This is a genomic window from Pseudomonas sp. AGC41, from assembly GCF_057334555.1.
This window is the reverse complement of sequence record NZ_JBHFJB010000104.1, coordinates 9,175-12,292: the sequence shown is the minus strand read 5'-3', so window position 1 is coordinate 12,292 and position 3,118 is coordinate 9,175. Positions and strand designations below refer to the sequence as shown.

Sequence of the window (3,118 nt, the reverse complement as noted above, 5' to 3'; positions counted from 1 at the left end):
CCACGGCGGCACATCCACCATCAATGCCAACTGAACCACCGCATTCGCGAGCAGGCTCGCTCCCACATTGGGTCTCCGGTGATCAGAAAATCCATATCCACCCCGCGTCCCTGCTCGCGATAGCCCCGGATCAGGTAATCGGCGCCGGGTTGAACAAGGTGATGTCGTTGTACAGCTTGTGCCGCTCGGCCCAGGTCTGTTTCTTGCCGCTGGCCACATCCAGGTAGTAGTGGAACAGCTCCCAGCCCAACTCTTCGATGCTTGCACGCCCGGTGGCGATCCGGCCGGCGTCGATGTCGATCAGGTCCGGCCAGCGCTGGGCCAGTTCGGTGCGGGTCGAGACCTTCACCACCGGCGCCATCGCCAAACCGTACGGCGTACCGCGCCCGGTGGTGAACACGTGCAGGTTCATTCCCGCCGCCAGTTGCAGCGTACCGCAGACAAAATCACTCGCCGGCGTGGCGCAGAAGATCAGGCCCTTTTGCTTGAAGCGCTCGCCCGGGCCGAGCACGCCGTTGATCGCGCTGCTGCCGGATTTGACAATCGAGCCCAGGGATTTTTCGACGATGTTCGACAGCCCGCCCTTCTTGTTGCCAGGCGTAGTGTTAGCGCTGCGATCGGCTTCGCCCTTGGCCAGATAGCGGTCGTACCAGTCCATCTCGCGCACCAGTTCCTCGGCGACTTCACGGGTTTGCGCCCGGGACGTCAGCAGGTAGATCGCATCGCGCACTTCGGTGACTTCGGAGAACATCACCGTCGCACCGGCCCGCAGCAGCAAATCCGAGGCGTAGCCCAGGGCTGGGTTCGCGGTGATGCCGGAAAACGCATCGCTGCCACCGCATTGCATGCCCAGGATCAGCTCCGAGGCCGGCACGGTTTCGCGACGGCGCTGGTCGAGTTTCTTCAGACGCGTCTCGGCCAGCTCCATGATCTGCTCGATCATTTCGGTGAAGCCGTGACTGGAATCCTGCAAGCGATACAACCACGGCTCGCTGAGGTCCACCGAACTGTCGCCTTCGTGCATCACCTGCCCGGCCTGCAGTTTCTCGCAGCCCAGGCTGATCACCAGCGCCTCGCCACCCAGGTTCGGGTTGCGCGCCAGGTTGCGCACGGTGCGGATCGGGATGTACGCATCGGTGGCGGTGATCGCCACGCCGCAGCCATAGCTGTGGGTCAGCGCCACCACGTCATCGACGTTCGGATACTTGGGCAGCAGCTCGTCCTTGATGCGCTTGACCGCATGGTCCAGCACACCGGTCACGCACTGCACCGTGGTGGTAATACCGAGGATGTTGCGCGTGCCAACGGTGCCGTCGGCGTTGCGGTAGCCCTCGAAGGTGTAGCCCTCCAGCGGCACATCCGCCGCCGGCACATCGGTGGACAGCGGCAAGCTGTCCAGCGGTGGCGCGGTGGGCATGCGCAACTGGTCTTCCTTGACCCAGCTGCCACGCGGGATCGGCTGCAGCGCGTAGCCGATGACCTGGCCGTAGCGAATCACCTCGCCGCCCTCGGGAATATCCTCAAGGGTGACTTTGTGGCTTTGCGGCACGAAGTCGACGGTGACCAGGCCGTCCGGGAATTCGGTCCCGGCCGGTACGCCTTGGTCGTTGACGACGATCACCACGTTGTCGCGCTCGTGCAGGCGGATGTAACGGGGCGAATCGGCATGTTCAATCAGATTCATCGACACCGCTCCTCAGGATTTGGCTTCAGACAGGCTGGAAAGATCGGCTTCTTTGGCCGCCGGTTCCTTGAGCACCACACGCTTGATCGGGCCCACGATAACCAGGTAGCTGAACACCGCCATCAGCGCGTTGCAACCGACAAACACCAGCGCCCACTTGAACGAACCGGTGGAGCTGATGATGTAGCCGATGACGATTGGCGTGGTAATCGACGCCAGGTTGCCGAAGGTGTTGAACAGGCCACCGCTCAAGCCGGCGATCTGTTTTGGCGAGGTGTCGGACACCACGGCCCAGCCCAGTGCGCCAACGCCTTTACCGAAGAAGGCCAGGGCCATGAAGCCCACCACCATCCATTCGATGTCGACGTAGTTGCACGCCACGATGCTGCTGGACACCAGCAGGCCGGCGATGATCGGCGCCTTGCGGGCGAAGGTCAGCGAGTGGCCCTTGCGCAGCAGGTAGTCGGAAATCACCCCGCCAAGCACACCACCGATAAAGCCGCAGATGGCCGGCAAGGACGCGATGAAACCGGCCTTGAGGATGGTCATGCCGCGCTCCTGCACCAGGTATACCGGGAACCAGGTCAGGAAGAAGTAGGTGATGCCGTTGATGCAGTATTGGCCCAGATACACGCCCAGCATCATACGGTTGGTCAGCAGTTGGCGGATGTAATCCCACTTCGGACCATCGGCTTTCTTTTCCTTGCCCTTGTCCTGGTCCATGTCGACCATCGCGCCGTTGGACGCGATGTGATTGAACTCGGCCTCGTTGATCATCGGGTGCTGGCGCGGGCTGTAGATCACCTTCAGCCAGACCAGCGAGAACACGATACCGATCACGCCCATTACGATGAAAACGTGCTGCCAGCCGAAGCGGTAGACGATCCAGCCCATCAGCGGTGCGAACAGTACGGTGGCGAAATACTGCGCCGAGTTGAAGATCGCCGAGGCGGTGCCGCGTTCCGCGGTGGGGAACCAGGCCGCGACGATACGGGCGTTGCCCGGGAAGGAAGGCGCTTCGGCCAGCCCGACCAGGAAGCGCAGCATGAACAGCGCAACCACCGCCGTGGACATGCCGAATTCACCGACGTAGCCCTGCAGCACAGTGAACAGCGACCAGGTAAAAATGCTCAAGGCATAGATTTTCTTCGACCCGAAACGGTCGAGCAACCAGCCGCCAGGAATCTGCCCGGCCACGTAGGCCCAGCCGAAGGCGGAGAAGATATAACCGAGGGTGACGGCATCGATGCCGAGGTCTTTTTGCAGGCTGGAACCAGCGATGGCGATGGTGGCACGGTCGGCATAGTTGATCGTCGTCACCAAAAACAGCATGAGCAGGATCAAATAGCGGACGTGCGTCGGCTTGGTCTCTTGCATGTAATCTACTTCCACTATTTATTTTTATGCGGGAAATCAAATTGTACGGTCGGCGCC

2 protein-coding genes are annotated in these 3,118 nt (G+C 61.6%); both read right to left on the bottom strand.

Annotation, left to right across the window (positions count from 1 at the left end):
* Positions 1 to 130: 130 nt before the first annotated feature.
* A complete protein-coding gene (garD, locus tag ACE04F_RS17660) occupies positions 131 to 1,684 on the bottom strand; it encodes a galactarate dehydratase (protein ID WP_486108679.1) in 1,554 nt (517 codons plus the stop codon).
* Positions 1,685 to 1,696: 12 nt separating this feature from the next.
* Positions 1,697 to 3,061, bottom strand: a complete 1,365-nt coding sequence (locus ACE04F_RS17655; protein ID WP_039592259.1) for an MFS transporter — start codon at positions 3,059 to 3,061, stop codon at positions 1,697 to 1,699.
* Between the last annotated feature and the right edge of the window lie 57 nt (positions 3,062 to 3,118).